The organism is Nocardia jejuensis NBRC 103114 (assembly GCF_001613145.1).
In the GTDB taxonomy this organism is placed as follows: Bacteria; Actinomycetota; Actinomycetes; order Mycobacteriales; family Mycobacteriaceae; genus Nocardia; species Nocardia jejuensis.
In genome coordinates, this window is record NZ_BDBU01000003.1 from 31,193 (window position 1) to 47,824 (window position 16,632).

Below are 16,632 nucleotides of genomic sequence, written 5' to 3' on the forward strand. Positions count from 1 at the left end.
AGCCTCGACACGCGCGTTCCCGCGCCACAACTCAGCGCAGGTCGGCGGCGATGACATCGGCCGCGCGCAGCGCGAAGGCCATGATGGTGACCTGCGGATTGACGCCCAGCGACGTCGGCACCACCGATCCGTCGGCCACGTACAGCCCGTTCGTGCCGAAGACGCGATTCTCGAAATCCACCACGGCCGTGCGCGCGTCGCGCCCCATCCGCGCGGTGCCCAGCGGATGCGGCCCCATCATCCGGAACTGCCGGGGCGAGAGCGGAGTCTCCGCGACCGCCCGCGCCTGTTCGAGCGTGCGAATGGGCGGCATCCCCGCGATCGGCAGCGCCACCGCCTGTGCCCCGCCGTGCAGGAACAGCTCCGCCAGGCCCGCGCACGCGTGCTGCAGCGCGGCATGCACGCGCGGAGTCAGGTTGTAGCGCACCAGGGTTCGCCCACCCGGACCGTGCCGCACACTGCCCACGCCGGTATCGCGCACCATCGCCCCGAACTGCTCGGTGCGAGTCCAGTCGTTCATCCATTCGGTCAGGCGAGCTCCGTGGAACGGCAGTACACCGGCCGCGAACTGCGGCGCGATGTTCACGCCCTCGAAGGTCACCAGCGGATCCCCCAGCCCGCTCACGTGATAACCCTGAGGAATCCCGGACCACGGCGAACCGGCGTCCGGCATCATCGCGACCGCGCCGAGCGAGGGATGCACCGACAGATTGCGGCCCAGCTGCGGCAGATCGACACCGTTGCGCCGCAACAACAGTGGTGTCATGAGCGTGCCGGTGGCGACCACCACCGCCCGCGAACGAATCTCCAGGGTCCGGGGCGCGCCGTGCGCGTCCTGCCCCTCGGCCAGCGCTCCGATCACCTGTTGTCCGTTGCGCAGCAGGCGGGTCACGCTCATGCCGGTGTAGAGCTGCGCTCCACCCTTCAGCGCGCGCGGCACCCAGCTCACATTGGTGCTGCGCTTGGCATCGGTGGGGCAGCCGTACACGCACTGGCCCTGCCCGTCACAGCCGACCGCATTGCGCGGCAGCGGCCCGTGCACCGCGCCCAGCACATCGGCGCCCCGGCCGATGATGTCCGCGACCCGCCCGAGATAGCGCGGATCGGCGTGGGTGATCCCCAGTTCGGCCTCGACCTCGTCGAGATAACGCTGGAACGCCGCAGGTTCGAAATCGCCGGGGAACCCCAGCGCGAGCCATTCGCGCAATACCGCGTCGGGGGTGCGGAACGCGGTCCCGGAGTTGATCGCGGTGGTCCCGCCGACCAGCCGGCCCGTGCTGATGCCCAGTACCGAATTGCCCAGTGCCAGGTTGTAACCGCCGTCGCGCCAGTACTTCTGGGTGCGGTCACCGAGTTCACCCCGGAACTCCGCGCGTCCCGCGTACTCCCCCTCCTCGACCAGCACCACACCCACGCCCTGCTCGGTGAGCTTGGCGGCCACGGCCGCGCCACCCGCGCCGGTGCCGATCACCACGACGTCACAGTCGAGCTGTTCGTGGCGCGAGAGCTCCCCCGGCGGTGTCACATTGACCATCCAGCCCGGCTTCTGCTCCAGGACGGTGTCGAGGTAGCGCGGTGCACCGAGCGCGTCCAGATAGCGGCGATCACTGAAATGCGCTATTCGCAGCGGTGTTTCGATCGCGTCGACGGCGTGCTGCAGGGTCGGGCTCTGCCGGGCATCGGCGATCAGCGTGCGGCGCTGCGCATCCGTCAACGCCGCCGGTCCTTTTCGATGGCGTGATCGCGCCGAGGCCTCCAGCGCGCGTAGCGCCAGGCGCAGCCCGGACTGCATGAGCGGGGTCATATTGCCGACGTAGGCATCGAGGCGTTCGATCGTGGCCGAGTCCACGTCCGGCACCGCGCCGCCCGGTTCGATCAGCACCGTGGCCAGTGCGTGCAGGCTCGCGCGTGCTCCCGTGCCGAACGCGCCCTCCGGATGACTGCCGTCGGGCAGATCCGAACGCAGCGACACCCACGGCTGGAACGAGCGCAGGAAACTCGGATAGTCGTTGGCGAAGAACTGCATTCGGCCGGTCGCGATTTCCTGTCCGTCGCACCACAGAGTGGTCGCCAGCGTGGTCAGGCTCGCCTGGGTGCGGCGCAGCCAGCGCACATCCTTGCGCCCGGTCAGCCGCCACGCCCGGCCCTCGGGGTCGCGAAAATCGATGTCGTAGGTCATGAGCCGTTTGGTCACCGGCAGCGCCACCAGGGTGCCGACCGCCGCGGCCCCGTCCACCCAGGGTGCGGCCCGGATCGTCCCGGTGATGCGGGCGCGGCCGTTGGTGACGAAGCCCAGTGCGCGCCCGGATTCACAGCGCAGGTCCATGGCGACGTGATGCGCGTGCCCGTCGGCGTCGAACAGTTCGCCGCTCATGGTTTCGAAGAAGGTCAGTGGCATGCTCGCGGTCTCTCAGACGATCGGCTGAACGGCGGAAACGGGCTGCGGCATCAGGAATTCCAGCGCGCCGCAGTGTTCGCTGCGCAGTTCGAAGGCATTCCCGTTGACGGGGGCGACGTGCACCGCGACCGCCGCGGTCTTGGAATTGAGGCAGTAACTGGTGGCGCGGGCCGGATTGCGGTAGGCCAGGCACACCATCTGCGCGGGATCCGCGGTCATGGTGAGCGTGGCGGTGCCGTCGCGGCCGCGCATGCGCAGGCTCCACCGCGGGAAGTCCAGCCGCGGTTGCTGCCGCCACAGGTCCAGGATCCGGTCGAATCGATACTCCTGCGCGCCGCGCCGCACGACCAACATGGAGATCAGGGGCGAGATCCGCCCGCCGATGCGGGTGCGGCCGGAGGCGGCCTCGATCATCGCGAACGGCCGATCATCACCGGAGTCGGTGAAAACGCATTGGCCCCAGGCATATTCGGGACTGTGCTCGGTACCCCAGTTGTGGCCCTGCATGCCGTGCCAGCCGGTCAGATCCCAGTGTTCGCCGTCCCACTCGAGCTGACCGGTGAACGTCGCGACCGGGAACGGGGTCACGAGCTTGTTGCTCGGCACCGGCGCGTCCAGGAGCCTGGCGCTCGGCAGCATGGACAGCGGAGCGCCGAGCTCGGGATCGGTGGTGAACGCGAAATCCCAGGCGATGCGCGAGGAGTCGTCCGTCAGCTTGCCCCCGGAGTCGCCGCCGCGACCGGTCAGCGACAACCGCAGCGGTCCGACCTCGAGCTCCTGGCCGATGGCGTGTGCCTCGAAACGCGCTGCCTCGAGCGGAATGTCGAGACACCAGGCGTGGGTGCGGTGTCCGTCGAACACGCTGCACCAGGCTTGAGCCAGCGCGGTGCCGTCACTGCCGGTCAGCACCGTGGCCTTGATCCAGATCGCACGGGGCGAGTGCGGATCGTTGGCGCGGACGAACCAGGATTCCACGTGGTTCGTGCCGGGGGTCAGACGTGGATTGTTCTGTGCGATAGCGGTCATCGGGAGTCCTCAGAGTGTGGGTTGCCGGCTGAGCATGCTCAGCAACTGGTATCCGGCGCGGCCGTAACCGCGCAGGCGCGAGATCGGGCGGGGCGCGGCGATCGCGGTGCCCAGGGTGCGCATGGCGTCTTCCAATTCCGGGCCGTACGGGTACCACCACGGACGTTTGGGTCCGAAGGCCGGGCCGCGCGGGGAATCGATCACCTGCACCCAGACCGCGTCCAACAGTGCGTCGGGGCCGTGGGAGCGGCCGAATCCGGAGAGTCCGACGCCGCCCCACGGCAGCTCGGGAGTCGAATACATGGTGGCGGCAACATCATTGATCGACACCGCCCCGGCGTCGAGCCGCTGCGCCAGCGCGCGGGCGCGAGTGGTATCGGCTGAGAAGATACTGGCGGTGAGGCCGTAGCGGGTGTCGTTGTGCAGGGCGACGGCGTCCTCGTCGGAGTCGAAGCGCGCGACCGCGACCACCGGGCCGAAGGTCTCCTCGGACCAGACCTCGGCGTCGGTGACCGCGTCGCCGCTGATCAGAGCCGGGGCGCAGCGGCGTTCACGCAGGGCCGCGCCACCGCTGACCTCGAGCCCGCACTCGCGGGCGGCCTCGAGGTGCCGATGCCAGATCGCCTCCTGCCGTGCGTCGATGGCGGGCGCCAGGTCCCGGCGGGTGTCGATGCGCCGCAGTTTGTCCTGCAGGCGGGCCAGGAACGCGTCGTGCAGATCTGTGTGCACCAGTACGCGTTCGATCGAGCAGCAGGCCTGACCGCCGTTGAAGGTCGCGCCCCAGGCGACCGCACTGGTGGTGAACTCCAGGTCCGCATCGTCCAGGACGATCGCCGCGTCGACGCCGCCGAGTTCGAGTCCCACCGGAATGGGGAATCGGGCCGCGGCGGCCATCACCTTGCGCCCGGTGGCCACCGAACCGGTGAACACCACCTTGTCGGGCCGGGCGTCGATCAACTCCGCGCCGAGGGCGCCGTCGCCGGTGGCCAGTTGCAGCACGCCGTCTCCGAGACCGCAGGCCGCGATCAGATCGACCAGCAGGGCGGCGACGCCGGGGGTGAGCTCGGACGGCTTGAGAATGACCGCGTTGCCCGCGATCAGCGCGGGAAGCACCTGGCTGAACGGGATGAGGAACGGCAGATTCCAGGGTGCGATCGCGACGATGACCCCGTAGGGGCGGTGGGTGCGCATGGCGGTGCGGTAGGGCGCGGTCGGTGAGGCGATCCGCGACGGGCCGAGGATCTCGACCGCGACATCCAGGTGGTGGCGGGTGAGGGCGATCGCCGGAACCAGTTCGTGCGCAATGGCTTCCGCGCGCGGCTTGCCGTTCTCGGCCGTGATGGCGTCGGCGGCGCGGTCGAGATTCTCCAGCAGGATCGTGGGCAGTCGCTCGAGTATCCGGACGCGCTCGTCGACGCTCAGCGCACCCCAGACGGGCTGAGCCGCACGTGCCCGGGCAATCGAATCGTCCGCTGTCCGCTCGGTGGCCCCGATCGCTGCCCGGATCTCGCTCGGCGGCGGACTCGAAGACGGCGGACTCGAAGACGGCGTCGTCACCGAAGCGGGTCGATCGACGGTCGCGGTCGAACGCGAGCCCTCCGTGGCGTGTGTGTCGGGCGCGTTCTGCGCCGTCCCGGGCCCGCCGGACGAGAACTCCGGGACACCGTCCGGCGACGTGGCTGCGCTGCTCGGGGACTCGGGTGGGGATTGCGGAAGGGGCGTCATGCAGGTACCGCCTAGTCGAAACTCTCACTGGACTTTGGCCTGGTGGCCAAGTGGTCAGACCAATATAGACACACGCCGACCCCGAGCAACAGGGGTGGTCCGTGCGCGTCAGGCCTGAGCGGGCGCGACCTGCTGGCGGAAGGCGTCGAACTGCGCGGCGGAGATCGCGAGCAGCTGATCCGCGGCGGAGCGGCTGGCCTGCACGTCGCCGTCGAGGACCGCGTCGCCCAGGGCGCGATAGCGGTCGATATCGCCGACCTCCGGAGCCATCAGCCCGGCCAGCGCCGCGACAGCCGGTTCGTAGACCGCCCGCAGGTCGTTGTAGAGCAACCGGTAGACGATCGAATCGGCGCCGTCCACCAAGAGATCCCAGAAGGCGATCGCACGCAGTTGCTGCCCGACCGGATCTCGTTCGGACTCCAGGGCTTCCAGCGATTGCATGAGAACATCGGCGAGACCGTCGGCGGCCCGCTCGGCCGCGAGTGCGGCGACCTCCCGGCCCAGCGCGCGTCGCGTCTCCAGAATCGAGCGGATGACATCGTGGTCGATTTCGCCCTTGCGCACCAACAGCCGCGGCAGCATGTCCATCCCGGCGGTGCGCCGGAAATCCTGCACCATGGTCGATCCGCCCTGGCGAACCTCCACCAGACCGGAGTGCGCGAGCCGCTGCAGCGCCTCGCGCACTGTCGGTCGCGACACCCCCAGCGCCTCGGCCAGCTGCCGCTCGGCCGGCAGCGCCGCGCCCGGTGCGAGTTCCCCGTCCAGCACCTCGCCCACGAGCTGCTCGAAGACCGTGTCGGGAACCGTGCGCCGGTCGATCCGCTTGAATGCCATGCCCCGACGCTAGGGGCGGCCCGATGACAGGTCAAGCGGCCAGACCAGTTCGCACTCTCTCGTTACCCGCCACGCTGCGGCCTGGTTCTCCTGCACCGGGACCGCCGCGATCATGCGCGCTGGGTGATGGCGGTGACCGGCGTGCGCAACCGGGTCCGCCGGGCCGGGCGGCGAGGTACGAGGAGGATCACGGCGCGTGAGCGCCGCAGAGCGTGGCGGCGCAGAACACGATGACGCGGCAGTGCCCGGCCGGGTGACGCGCAATGGCGAGCCGGAGACTCGATCGACCGGTTCTTTCGCTGGTGTTCATACGAAATTGGTCGTGGAGGTGCCGCCGGTAACCCGGTGCCCTGGACGATCAGCGTCGTGCGCATAGTTCAGCTGGCTAATTTCTATGGTCCGCGCTCCGGGGGGCTTCGCACCGCACTGCATCATCTCGGCCAGGGCTACGTCGCCGCCGGTCACGAGGTCGTGCTGATCGTGCCCGGACCGCGACGCGCCGAGGAGCTCTTGCCCTCGGGGGTACTGCGAATCACCGTGCCCGCCCCCGCGATTGCGTGGACCGGCGGATACCGGGCCGCCCACCCGCGCCGCGTCGCGGATATCCTCTCCGGGCTGCGACCCGATGTCCTGGAGGTCTCCGATCGCCTGACCCTGCGCGGTTTCGGGCTCTGGGCCCGCCGCCGCGGCGTCGCGGGAGTGATGATCTCCCACGAGCGACTGGACCGGCTACTCGGGCAGTTCCTGCCCGGCCCCGCCGCCCGCCGGGCCGCCGACATCGCCAATCGCCGCACCGCCCGGAATTACGACATCGTCGTGTGCACAACACAATTCGCGCGCGAGGAGTTCCAGCGCATCGATGTGCCCAATATCGAGCTGGTCCCGCTCGGCGTCGACCTCGACATGTTCCGGCCCGACCGGCACAACCTGCGCCTGCGCACCGACCTCGGCGTCGAGGACTATCCGCTGCTGGTGCACTGTGGCCGCCTCTCGGTCGAGAAGCGAGTGGATCGCAGCATCGAAGCCGTTGCGGCCCTGCGCCGCAACGGTCTCGACGCCCGCCTGGTGGTGGCCGGAGAAGGCCCGCGCCGCGAGGCCCTCGAACGCCGCGCCCGCACCATCCCGCCACTGCGTGACGGCCTGTCGGCCGTGCACTTCACCGGGTTCATCACCGACCGCACCGAATTGGCGACCCTGCTGGCCACCGCCGACGTCTCCCTGGCGCCGGGCCCCCACGAAACCTTCGGCCTGGCCGCCCTCGAAGCCCTCGCCGCCGGAACCCCGGTCGTGGCCAGCCGCTCCTCCGCACTCGCGGACATAGTCACGGCCGACTGCGGCGCGATCGCCGCCGACCACCCCACCGCCTTCGCCGCCGCCGTCACCGATGTCCTGGCCCTCCCCCTTCTCGCGCGCCGCCAGGCAGCGCGCCACCGAGCCGAGCAATTCACGTGGCCCGCAGCGGTTTCCAGCATGCTCGATCTGCTCGGCTCCGCCTGAAGCACGCGGCCCCCGCCGGGACCGGTGCCCAGGGCGGATACTCGCGTCCTGCGGGGTCGGTGGCCCGGACGAGAATTCGCCCGCCGCAATCGTTTTGATAGATCATCGACCGGTGACTTCACGATCGGGGCCGACCGGCCCACGACGCAGGCTCAATCGCGTCAGCGCCCTGACCCCGCCGGACACCACTCGCTCCCGGATACGCAGGACCGGCCGCGCCTTCTTCGGCTGGGGTGGCTGGGCGAAACTGGCCTCGATGGTCACCACGGTAGCCGCGCTCGCGGCACTGTGGTTCACCAACGAATCCCTCCGCGCCACCAACGACCAATTCGGCTTGACCAGGCAGACGACGATCACCGAACGCTTCGCCAAGGCGGTCGAACAACTCGGCAACAGCACCAGTCTCGACGTTCAGCTCGGCGGCATCTATCTGCTCGAACGCCTCGCGGCGGACTCACCGACGGACCGCTCCTCGATCTTCGAGGTACTCGGCGCGTACGTGCGCACGCACGCGCCCGACGGGGCGGACTGCGGCAGCCCCGCACAAATGGTCTTTCCCGTACACATCCAAGCTGCCCTCACCGTGATCGGCCGGCGCTCTGTCGGAGGCCCGGAACGAATCGATCTGTCCAGAACCTGCCTGGCGAACGCGAACTTGAAGGACGCCAACCTCCGCGACGTGGATTTGAACCGCGCGAATCTGTCGTCCGCGGATCTGTCCTCGGCGCGGCTGATCGGCGCGAACCTCGAACGCGCCGACCTGGCTCGGGCGCGACTGAAAAAGACCGATCTCACCGACGCCGTACTCGATTCCGCAGTTCTGTCCGACTCCTTGCTCAATGGTTCGAACCTGACGGGCGCGAATCTGACCAGCGCCAACTTGAGGGGTGCGTTTCTCGAGGACGCAACGCTGGACAACGCGGATTTCACCCTCGCCGACCTTCGAGGTTCGGTTTTCGAGTTACCCAAGGGCGCACAGAGTTACGGACCCGATCAGTCCATCGAGCGTCCCGACGGTCCGGACCGGGGCACCACGCAGCCGGCGGTTCCGGCGACGGGACCGTCGATGGCGACCGGGATTCGGCTGCGCGGCGCCAACCTCACGGGTGCTCTCTACGATGCCCGCACCGAATGGCCTGCCGGTTTCGTCCCGACCGCCGGTGGCCCGGAGGCGGCGGCAGGCGTGCTCGATCCAGCTGGTCCGGTCACACAGCCGCCGCGCTAGGCCGTGCATGCGATGACCAGCGACCCAGGCCCGGCGCGAAGACGGGTGAGGGTTCAGCTCACCCCAGCAGCACCGGCGCCAGTTCGCGCCACTGCGCGCGGGGCAGCTGCCAGCGATCCGGGGTGGCGTGGACCATGCCGTCGGTGAGAACCGAGACCGCGACGTGGTCCGCCCCCGCCGCCAGGTGTTCCTCGACGCGCTTGCGGATGGCGTCCGCATCGCCCCAGGCGACCAGATAGTCGATCAGGCGGTCACTGCCGCCGTCGGCGAAGTCCTGGTCGGTGAATCCGATCCGGAGCAGGTTGTTCGTGTAATTGGGCAGCGCGAGGTAGTAGGCGATGTTTCCGCGGGCGATGGCGCGGGCCGTGGCGGGATCGCCCTCCAGCACGACCTTCTGCTCCGGCGCGAGAATCGGTCCCGCGCCGAGGATCTCACGCGCTTCGGCGGTGTGGTCGGGGGTGGTCAGGAACGGGTGTGCGCCGAGGGTGCGGGTCCCGGCGAGTTTCACCATCTTCGGGCCGAGTGCGGCCAGGAGCCGGTTCTCGGCGGGCAGACCGGCGGCATCGAGTTCGTCGAGGTAGTGCACCGTCTTGCTGTACGGCTTGGCGTAGTCGGTTCCGACGGCCGGGGCGTGGCTGTTGCCGATTCCCAGCAGCGCCCGGTTGGGATGCTGCCCGGCGATCTCGCCGTAGCGGGCCGCGAGGGCCTCGGCGGGAGCGTTCCAGATGTTCACGATGCCGCTGGCGACGGTGATCCGGTCGGTGGCATCGAGCAGCCCCGACACGGCGTTCAGTGTGGCGTCCTCGTTGCCGACCCAGATCGCGCCGTACCCGAGAGCGTCGAGTTCTGCTGCGGCCGAGGCCGATTCGCCATTGTCTCGCGCCCACAGGAACACCGGTGCCCAGATTCCGATGCGTCCGATCTCGATGGTCATGCGAGCCTTCTCTCCTCCGGTGGTGACACCCGGCTAGACTGTTCGTTCAGGATCGAACAGTAGCATCATGTTCGATGTTCATCAAACAGTTGGAGGTGTCGCCGCGATGCGCACGCTGACCCATACCCACCCCAGGGACGCTTCGCTGCAGTCCGTCCTGGCCGCGCTCGCCGATCCGGTGCGGTTCGAGATCGTCCGCCAGCTCGCCGTCGAGGAGGTCGAGAAAGCGTGCGGCACTTTCGATGTCGCCGTCGGCAAGGCGACCCTGAGTCACCACTTCACTGTCCTGCGCGATTCGGGACTGATCGAGCAGCGCGATGCGGGAGCCAAGCGCCTGAACCGGTTGCGCCGCGAGGAGCTGGACGAGCGCTTTCCCGGCCTGCTCGATCTGATCCTCAACGAGCCGCGCCCCTGAGCCGGGCATCGAAGATGCTTCGATAGGCACGCGTTCGTACATGCGACGAATGATTATTCGAACGATGTGAAGGCAAGATAGAGAATCATATTCAGCTTCATGGTGTTGATCTCGCATAATCTTCATACTCACTTCCTGAGAGGGCGTCAGCACGCGCCCACCCGTCGAGCGACATCAGGAGTGTGGAATGAAGATCGGGATCCCCCGCGAGGTCAAGAACCACGAGTATCGCGTCGCCTGCACCCCTGCGGGGGTGCACGAGCTGGTCGCACGCGGTCACGAGGTGTTCGTGGAATCCGGCGCGGGCATCGGATCCGCCTTCGACGACACCTCCTACGCCTATGCCGGTGCGCGCGTACTGGACACCGCCGACGAGGTATGGGCCGTCGCCGAGCTGATCCTGAAGGTCAAAGAGCCGGTCGCCGAGGAATATTCGCGCATGCGCTCGGGCCAGCTGCTGTTCACCTATCTGCATCTGGCCGCGTCCAAGGAGTGCACCGACGCCCTGCTCGCCGCCGGAGTCACCTCCATCGCGTACGAGACCGTCACCGCCCGCGACGGCTCGCTGCCGCTGCTGGCTCCGATGAGCGAGGTCGCGGGACGCCTTGCCCCGCAGGCGGGTTCCTATCATCTGATGCGCAGCGGCGGCGGCCGCGGCGTGCTGATGGGCGGCGTGCCGGGGGTTCGCCCGGCCGAGGTGGTGGTGATCGGCGCGGGTGTCTCGGGCCGTAATGCCATCGCCGTCGCGCACGGCATGCACGCCGAGGTCACCGTGCTGGACCTGAACATCGCACGCCTGCGCGAGATCGACGACCTCTACCACGGCGGGGTCCGCACCGTCATGTCCAACCGGTTCGAGCTCGAAAATCTCGTGCGGGAGGCCGATCTGGTGATCGGCGCGGTGCTGGTCCCGGGTGCGAAAGCCCCGACACTGGTATCCAACGATCTTGTCGCCCAGATGAAGCCGGGTTCGGTGCTGGTCGACATCGCCATCGATCAGGGCGGCTGCTTCGAGGATTCGCACCCCACCACGCACGCCGATCCCACCTACCGGGTGCACGATTCGATCTTCTACTGCGTCGCGAACATGCCCGGCGCGGTCCCGCACACCTCCACCGTCGCCCTCACCAACGCCACGCTCCCCTACGCGATCGCCCTCGCCGATGGGGGCTGGCAGGCCGCCGTCGCCGCGGACACGGGCCTGGCAGCGGGTCTGAGCACCCACGCCGGCGCGCTGCTGTCCGGGGAAGTCGCCGCCACGCACGGTTACGCCGCGCACAGCCTCGCCTGTTGACCATCCGGCGAGTGGTGGCCGGGCCGTCGACGGCTCCCGGCGACTCGGCCGCCACTACCGCACGTGTTCGAAGATCAGGATCGTCTCGGTCCGCGCGACCGCCGGATGCGCACTGAGGTTGTCCAGGACGAAATCGCGCAGCCCACTCGAATCGGCGGTCGCGACATGAATCAGATAATCGTCGGCCCCGGCGATGAAGTACACGTTCTCCACCTCCGCCAGTCCCCTCATCTGCGCGCCGAATTCGGCCAGATGCCTGCGCGCCTCGGCATGCAATCGCACCGCGACCATGGCCTGCAGATCGCGTCCCAGCGCGGCGGGATCGATATCGGCGTGGAATCCGCGAATCACGCCGCGCTCGACGAGACCGCGCACCCGTCCCAAACAGGTGGACGGGGCGATACCAGCGGCGGCGGCGAGTGCGTTGTTCGTCATCCGGCCGTCGCGGGCGAGATGCTCCAGCAGTACCCGGTCGATATCGTCGATCGGGGTGGACATCGAACCAGCGGGCGTCGAACCAGCGGGCGTCGCCGAAGGAACTTTCTTCACGGGCGAACTCTACCGAACATCATTCGGCAGGACATCCGATCACAGAGGAAAGCTGCACCCACTGCCGACTCGATTCCCGGCGGCCACCCTATTGCTCATATTCCCGCTGCGATCAGCACGCGACCGTCGAATTACTGTGACCAACAGCCCTGTTCGAGTCGATTGCGAAGCGGAATCGTGCGACTGAACTTCCCGTGAACACCCCCGCGCCGCCACTGCGAGCAAACGCGCTCGACCCCACACTGAATGGGTGAGCTCGGAGTTCATCGTTCTCTTGATAGTCATCGCCACAGCGTTGGCGTTCGACTTCACCAATGGTTTTCATGACACCGCGAACGCGATGGCGACCTCCATCGCCACCGGCGCGCTGTCTCCTCGGGTAGCCGTCGCGGTATCGGCGGCATTGAATCTGGTCGGCGCGTTCCTGTCGGTCGAGGTGGCCAAGACCGTCTCGGGCGGGCTGCTGCAGATCGGCAACGTCCATCACATGGATCTGCTGCACATCGTGTTCGCGGGTCTGGTGGGCGGCATCGTCTGGAATCTGTTCACCTGGCTCTTCGGTATTCCGTCGAGCTCCTCGCACGCGCTGTTCGGCGGCCTGATCGGTGCGGCCCTGGCCGCGCTGGGCACCAGCGGCGTGCTGTGGACCGGTGATCAGAAGACCGGCGTGATCAACAAGATCATCGTCCCGGCGCTGCTGGCCCCGTTCGTCGCGGCCATGGTCGCGGCCCTCGGCACCTTCGCGGTGTATCGGCTGACCCGGCGTTCTCGCCCGGACCGCGTGCAGACCGGATTCCGATGGGGCCAGATCGGTTCGGCGTCGCTGGTCTCGCTCGCACACGGCACCAACGATGCCCAGAAGACGATGGGCGTCATCTTCATGGCGCTGGTCGCGCACGGCACCTTCACCAACGCCGACGATATTCCGTTCTGGGTCAAGGTCTGCTGCGCGGTGGCGATCGCGGCGGGCACCTACCTGGGCGGGTGGCGGATCATTCGCACCCTCGGCAAGGGACTGGTGGAGATCGACCCGGCCCAGGGGTTCGCGGCCGAGACCTCCTCGGCGGCAATCATTCTCACCTCGGCGCAGTTCGGCCTGCCGCTCTCGACCACCCAGACCGCGACGGGCTCGATCCTGGGCACCGGACTCGGCAAGCCGGGGGCGGAGGTTCGCTGGGCGGTCATGGGGCGCATGGCCACGGCGTGGCTGTTCACCCTGCCCGCGGCCGCCGTCGTGGGCGCGCTGTGCTGGTGGATCGCCGATACGGCCGGCGGCCTGCTCGGCGTCCTGATCGACTTCGCCATCCTGATCGCCCTGTCCGCCTACATGTACCTGCGTTCGCGCCGCAACCCCGTCGACACCTCGAACGTGAACGCCGACTGGGACGAGAGCGGACCCGCTGCCGCCGCACCGACCCGGCCCACCGCCGGTGCGCCCACCGGAGGAGCCTGATGCACACCGTCGCAGCCATCGCGAGATCCCTCGGCGAGGTCATGCTCTACGCCCTCGTCCTGGGTGCCGGGGTGCCGGTCGTGTTCGGCCTCGGAATCCGTTTCTGGGCAATGGAACCCGAGACCGTAGCCGGGGACCCCGAGACCGTAGCGGGCAGCGGAGCCGGCGGGACCGCCGTGCGCGGCCGCGTCACGGTGTCGCAGCTGATCGCCTACCTCTGCTTCGCGGTGGTACTCGTGGTCGTCCTGCTCGGAATCCTCTACATCGCCAAGGATTTCATCTCGCACACCGTCGATATCCAGCTGTTCGGCGCCAAGCCGAAGAAGAAGTGAGTCATGACGACGAACCGGTCCATCATGCGCGCCGTCCTGGATTGGCTGCGAGCGGGCTATCCGCGCGGCATCCCGTCCGAGGATTACGTGGCATTGTTCGCGGTGCTGCATCGCAAACTCACCGAGCACGAGGTCGGGGAGATCATCGAGGAACTCGTGGCGAGCAATACCGACGGCTGGATCGATCGCCAGGAGATAGAGACGGCCATCTCCAAGCTGGCGCTGCAGAAACCGGGCGCCGATGACGTGAATCGCGTCGCAGCCCGGCTCGCCGCGGGCGGCTGGCCACTCGGCGACCCCGCGGCCGAGGATCTCTGACCACCCATCCGATACCCTGCTCACGTGGGTACTTTCTGGCATTGCGTCACGCCGCCCCCGGTCGTCTGACCGGGCGCATCGGCTGACATTCCGCACGCGCACCGGCCGACCGTCGAGGTCGGTCCGGTCGTCGTACTGCGCCCGTTTCGATTCCCCCCATCTCGGAATTCGACGACGGAGTATTCGACAGTGCCGAAAAGCACCATCATTCACACAGTCTCACCCGTGAGCACCCGGCAGGGGCCGATTCTCATCCTGACCGCCGCCCTGCTGTGGGGCAGCACGGGCACCGCCGCCTCGTTCGCGCCCGAGGGCGCACCCGCGGCGGCCGTCGGTTCGGCGGGGCTGGTCCTCGGCGGACCGCTGCTGTTGCTGACCGCTCGCGGTAATCGACTGCGCTACAGCGCCTTCGAGCGCTGCCTCCTCCTGCTGGGCACGTGCGCGGTGGCGGGATACCCGCTCACGTTCTATCCGGCGGTGGCGCGCGGAGGCGTCGCGATCGCCACGGTGATCGCCCTGGGCAGTGCGCCGGTGTTCGCGGGTCTGCTGACCTGGATCACCGGGCAGGGCCGCCCGACCGCACGCTGGGGCGTGGCGACCGTCCTGGCCGTGAGCGGCTGTGCCGTACTGGTTCTCGGGCCACAGTTCAGCGGCGCGTCCGCACACATCGACCCGGCGGGCATCGCCCTGGCGGGATGCGCGGGTCTGAGCTATGCGGTGTACTCGCTCGTCGGCGGCAGACTGATCGCCCGTGGTCACGCCTCCGGAACGGTCATGGGCGCCATGTTCGGCGCGGCGTCGCTGCTGGTACTGCCGGTGCTGCTGTGTTCCGGACTCGGATGGCTGGCGACGCCGCGCGGTGCGGCGGTCGCGCTGCACCTGGCGGTCTTCACCACCTTCGTGGCCTACCTGCTGTTCGGATACGGCCTGCGCCACACCACCATTGCCGTGGCCACCACCCTGACCATCGCCGAAGCGGCGGTGGCGGCGGTGCTGGGCGTGCTCATCGTGGGTGAGCGCCTGCCGCTGATCTCCTGGTGCGGCGCGGCGGTGCTCGCGGTGGCGCTGATCCTGCTCACCCGGCCCGCCCAGAGTTGACGCAGCGGCTGGTGAGCGCGGCGCAGGCGCGCGCCCACCAGCCGGTCCGGGGAGGGTGGCGTCGGGACCGCTCCCCGGAGTCCGGTGCGGCTCAGCCCTGTTCGGGCGCGGCCGCCGCGGTGGCTTCGAGCGCGGAGTGGGTGCGCGAGTAACCGAAGTAGACGACCAGGCCGACCACCAGCCAGACCGCGAAGCGCAGCCAGGTCTCCCACGGCAGCGACCAGATCAGGTACACCGAGAAGCCGATGCCCACGATCGGCACCACCGGCATCAGCGGCAGCCGGAACTCACGCGGTTCCTCGGGACGCTTGTAGCGCAGCACGATCACCGCGACGCTGACCACGATGAAGGCCATCAGGATGCCGATATTGGTCAGTTCCGCAACGGTATTGATCGGCAGCAGGCCCGCGAGGATCGCCGCGCCGATGCCGACGATCCAGGTCACCCGGGTCGGCACCTTGCGCACCGGATGAGTCTTGGCGAACCACCGCGGCAGCAGCCCGTCGCGGCTCATGGCGTACCAGACGCGGGTCACCGCCAGCATGAACGCCAGCACCACGGTCGCGATGCCGATGATCGCACCGACCGCGATGATGTTCGCGACGCCCGGCAGCCCGACCGACTTGAACGCGCTCGAGAAGCCGCTGGCCGGATTGATCTCGGTGTACTTCTGCATGCCGGTCAGCACCAGCGTCGCGAGCACGTACAGCACCATGGAGATACCGAGCGAGTACAGAATCGCCTTGGGCAGATGCTTTTTCGCCTCGACCGATTCCTCGGCGGCGGTGCTCATGGCGTCGTAGCCGAAGACCGCGAAGAACACCGTCGCCGCACCGGTCCACACCGCGGCGGTGCCGTGCGGGAAGTACGGGTTGTAGTTGGCGCTGTTGATGTGGAACACGCCCAGCCCGATGATCAGCAGCACCACCGCGACCTTGACGGCCACGAACACCGTTTCGAAGCGGCCCACGCTCTTGATGCCGCGCGAGAGCACCCACGCGGTGCCCAGGCAGAACAGCATCGCGAACAGATCGACCTTGTGCCCGTCGCCGGTGCCCGAGGCGCCCAGCATCCAGTGCGGCAGTGTGAGCCCGATCTGATCGAGCAGGAAGTTGAAGTAGCCCGAGACGCCGATGGCGACCACCGCCGCCACCGCGATGTACTCGAGCAGCAGATCCCAGCCGATGAACCATCCGGCCAGCTCACCCATGGACACGTACCCGTAGGTGTAGGCCGAGCCGGCCTTGGGCACCATGCCGGCGAATTCGGCGTAGCACAGCGCCGCGCAGGCACTGGCCAGACCCGCGATCAGGAAGGAGATCAGCACCGCGGGGCCGGTGGTCTTGTTCGCGACCGATCCGGCCAGCGAGAAGATGCCCGCACCGATGATGCCGCCCACGCCGATCGCGGTGAGCTGCCACAGACCGAGGTGTTTGGACAGCCGCTGATCGGCGGGGGTGTCCTCCTCCAGATCGGTCAGGGGTTTGCGGCGCAGGATCTGGCCGCGGAGTTCCGCGAACGACATGCGGCATCC

General features: G+C 68.5%; 15 protein-coding genes. 8 read left to right on the forward strand and 7 right to left on the reverse strand.

Annotation, left to right across the window (positions count from 1 at the left end; all coding sequences use genetic code 11):
- Nucleotides 1-31: 31 nt before the first annotated feature.
- From NJ1_RS02775 to NJ1_RS02790, 4 genes are all read right to left on the reverse strand, one after another.
- Nucleotides 32-2,398, reverse strand: coding sequence for a GMC family oxidoreductase N-terminal domain-containing protein (locus NJ1_RS02775; RefSeq protein ID WP_067687063.1), 2,367 nt, complete (start codon nt 2,396-2,398; stop codon nt 32-34).
- Nucleotides 2,399-2,410: 12 nt separating this feature from the next.
- Complete coding sequence (locus NJ1_RS02780) at nt 2,411-3,424, reverse strand: hypothetical protein (protein ID WP_067687066.1); 1,014 nt, start codon at nt 3,422-3,424, stop codon at nt 2,411-2,413.
- Between the two features lie 9 nt (nt 3,425-3,433).
- Complete coding sequence (locus NJ1_RS02785) at nt 3,434-4,981, reverse strand: aldehyde dehydrogenase family protein (RefSeq protein WP_157573710.1); 1,548 nt, start codon at nt 4,979-4,981, stop codon at nt 3,434-3,436.
- 276 nt (nt 4,982-5,257) lie between these two features.
- Nucleotides 5,258-5,983 (reverse strand): FadR/GntR family transcriptional regulator, encoded by a 726-nt coding sequence (locus NJ1_RS02790; protein ID WP_067687072.1) that lies wholly within the window; start codon nt 5,981-5,983, stop codon nt 5,258-5,260.
- Nucleotides 5,984-6,349: 366 nt separating this feature from the next.
- Here NJ1_RS02790 and NJ1_RS02795 point away from each other — a divergent pair, with 366 nt between their 5' ends.
- Nucleotides 6,350-7,480, forward strand: coding sequence for a glycosyltransferase (locus NJ1_RS02795; protein ID WP_067687334.1), 1,131 nt, complete (start codon nt 6,350-6,352; stop codon nt 7,478-7,480).
- 112 nt (nt 7,481-7,592) lie between these two features.
- Nucleotides 7,593-8,705 (forward strand): pentapeptide repeat-containing protein, encoded by a 1,113-nt coding sequence (locus NJ1_RS02800; RefSeq protein WP_169813076.1) that lies wholly within the window; start codon nt 7,593-7,595, stop codon nt 8,703-8,705.
- Nucleotides 8,706-8,763: 58 nt separating this feature from the next.
- On the opposite strand, the gene NJ1_RS02805 is transcribed toward NJ1_RS02800, so the two are convergent.
- The gene (locus NJ1_RS02805; RefSeq protein ID WP_084477686.1) at nt 8,764-9,639 is read right to left on the reverse strand and encodes an LLM class F420-dependent oxidoreductase; all 876 of its coding nucleotides are present in this window, start codon (nt 9,637-9,639) and stop codon (nt 8,764-8,766) included.
- A gap of 106 nt (nt 9,640-9,745) precedes the next feature.
- On the opposite strand from NJ1_RS02805, the gene NJ1_RS02810 reads away from it, so the two are divergent.
- Nucleotides 9,746-10,054, forward strand: coding sequence for an ArsR/SmtB family transcription factor (locus tag NJ1_RS02810; protein ID WP_157573711.1), 309 nt, complete (start codon nt 9,746-9,748; stop codon nt 10,052-10,054).
- 187 nt (nt 10,055-10,241) lie between these two features.
- Nucleotides 10,242-11,348 (forward strand): alanine dehydrogenase, encoded by a 1,107-nt coding sequence (gene ald / locus NJ1_RS02815; RefSeq protein WP_067687082.1) that lies wholly within the window; start codon nt 10,242-10,244, stop codon nt 11,346-11,348.
- A gap of 54 nt (nt 11,349-11,402) precedes the next feature.
- Here ald and NJ1_RS02820 read toward each other — a convergent pair whose 3' ends face one another.
- Nucleotides 11,403-11,846 carry an Lrp/AsnC family transcriptional regulator gene (locus NJ1_RS02820; RefSeq protein WP_084477687.1) on the reverse strand — a complete coding sequence of 148 codons (444 nt, stop codon included), beginning with the start codon at nt 11,844-11,846 and terminating at the stop codon, nt 11,403-11,405.
- A 301-nt stretch (nt 11,847-12,147) separates the two neighbouring features.
- Between NJ1_RS02820 and NJ1_RS02825 the strand changes: the two genes are divergently transcribed.
- The 4 genes from NJ1_RS02825 (at nt 12,148) to NJ1_RS02840 (ending at nt 15,098) form a co-directional block, all read left to right on the forward strand.
- On the forward strand, nt 12,148-13,350 hold the full coding sequence (locus NJ1_RS02825; RefSeq protein WP_067687088.1) for an inorganic phosphate transporter: 1,203 nt from the start codon (nt 12,148-12,150) through the stop codon (nt 13,348-13,350).
- On the forward strand, nt 13,350-13,682 hold the full coding sequence (locus tag NJ1_RS02830) for a hypothetical protein (RefSeq protein ID WP_067687091.1): 333 nt from the start codon (nt 13,350-13,352) through the stop codon (nt 13,680-13,682). Before NJ1_RS02825 ends, NJ1_RS02830 begins: the two co-directional genes overlap by 1 nt.
- 3 nt (nt 13,683-13,685) lie before the next feature.
- Entirely contained in the window at nt 13,686-14,000 is a 315-nt protein-coding gene (locus tag NJ1_RS02835) for a DUF3349 domain-containing protein (RefSeq protein WP_067687094.1), read from the forward strand.
- Nucleotides 14,001-14,225: 225 nt separating this feature from the next.
- The gene (locus NJ1_RS02840) at nt 14,226-15,098 is read left to right on the forward strand and encodes an EamA family transporter (protein WP_218025115.1); all 873 of its coding nucleotides are present in this window, start codon (nt 14,226-14,228) and stop codon (nt 15,096-15,098) included.
- A 91-nt stretch (nt 15,099-15,189) separates the two neighbouring features.
- Here the strand turns inward: NJ1_RS02840 and NJ1_RS02845 are convergent, their stop codons facing one another.
- Nucleotides 15,190-16,623, reverse strand: a complete 1,434-nt coding sequence (locus tag NJ1_RS02845) for an amino acid permease (protein WP_067687100.1) — start codon at nt 16,621-16,623, stop codon at nt 15,190-15,192.
- Nucleotides 16,624-16,632: the final 9 nt, after the last annotated feature.

Coding starts and splice junctions, on each gene's coding strand:
- NJ1_RS02790 (WP_067687072.1), bottom strand. CDS start 5,983: ATGGCATTCAAGCGGATCGACCGGCGCACGGTTCCCGACACGGTCTTC.
- NJ1_RS02805 (WP_084477686.1), bottom strand. CDS start 9,639: ATGACCATCGAGATCGGACGCATCGGAATCTGGGCACCGGTGTTCCTG.
- NJ1_RS02775 (WP_067687063.1), bottom strand. CDS start 2,398: ATGCCACTGACCTTCTTCGAAACCATGAGCGGCGAACTGTTCGACGCC.
- NJ1_RS02845 (WP_067687100.1), bottom strand. CDS start 16,623: ATGTCGTTCGCGGAACTCCGCGGCCAGATCCTGCGCCGCAAACCCCTG.
- ald (WP_067687082.1), top strand. CDS start 10,242: ATGAAGATCGGGATCCCCCGCGAGGTCAAGAACCACGAGTATCGCGTC.
- NJ1_RS02835 (WP_067687094.1), top strand. CDS start 13,686: ATGACGACGAACCGGTCCATCATGCGCGCCGTCCTGGATTGGCTGCGA.
- NJ1_RS02830 (WP_067687091.1), top strand. CDS start 13,350: ATGCACACCGTCGCAGCCATCGCGAGATCCCTCGGCGAGGTCATGCTC.
- NJ1_RS02820 (WP_084477687.1), bottom strand. CDS start 11,846: ATGTCCACCCCGATCGACGATATCGACCGGGTACTGCTGGAGCATCTC.
- NJ1_RS02780 (WP_067687066.1), bottom strand. CDS start 3,424: ATGACCGCTATCGCACAGAACAATCCACGTCTGACCCCCGGCACGAAC.
- NJ1_RS02810 (WP_157573711.1), top strand. CDS start 9,746: ATGCGCACGCTGACCCATACCCACCCCAGGGACGCTTCGCTGCAGTCC.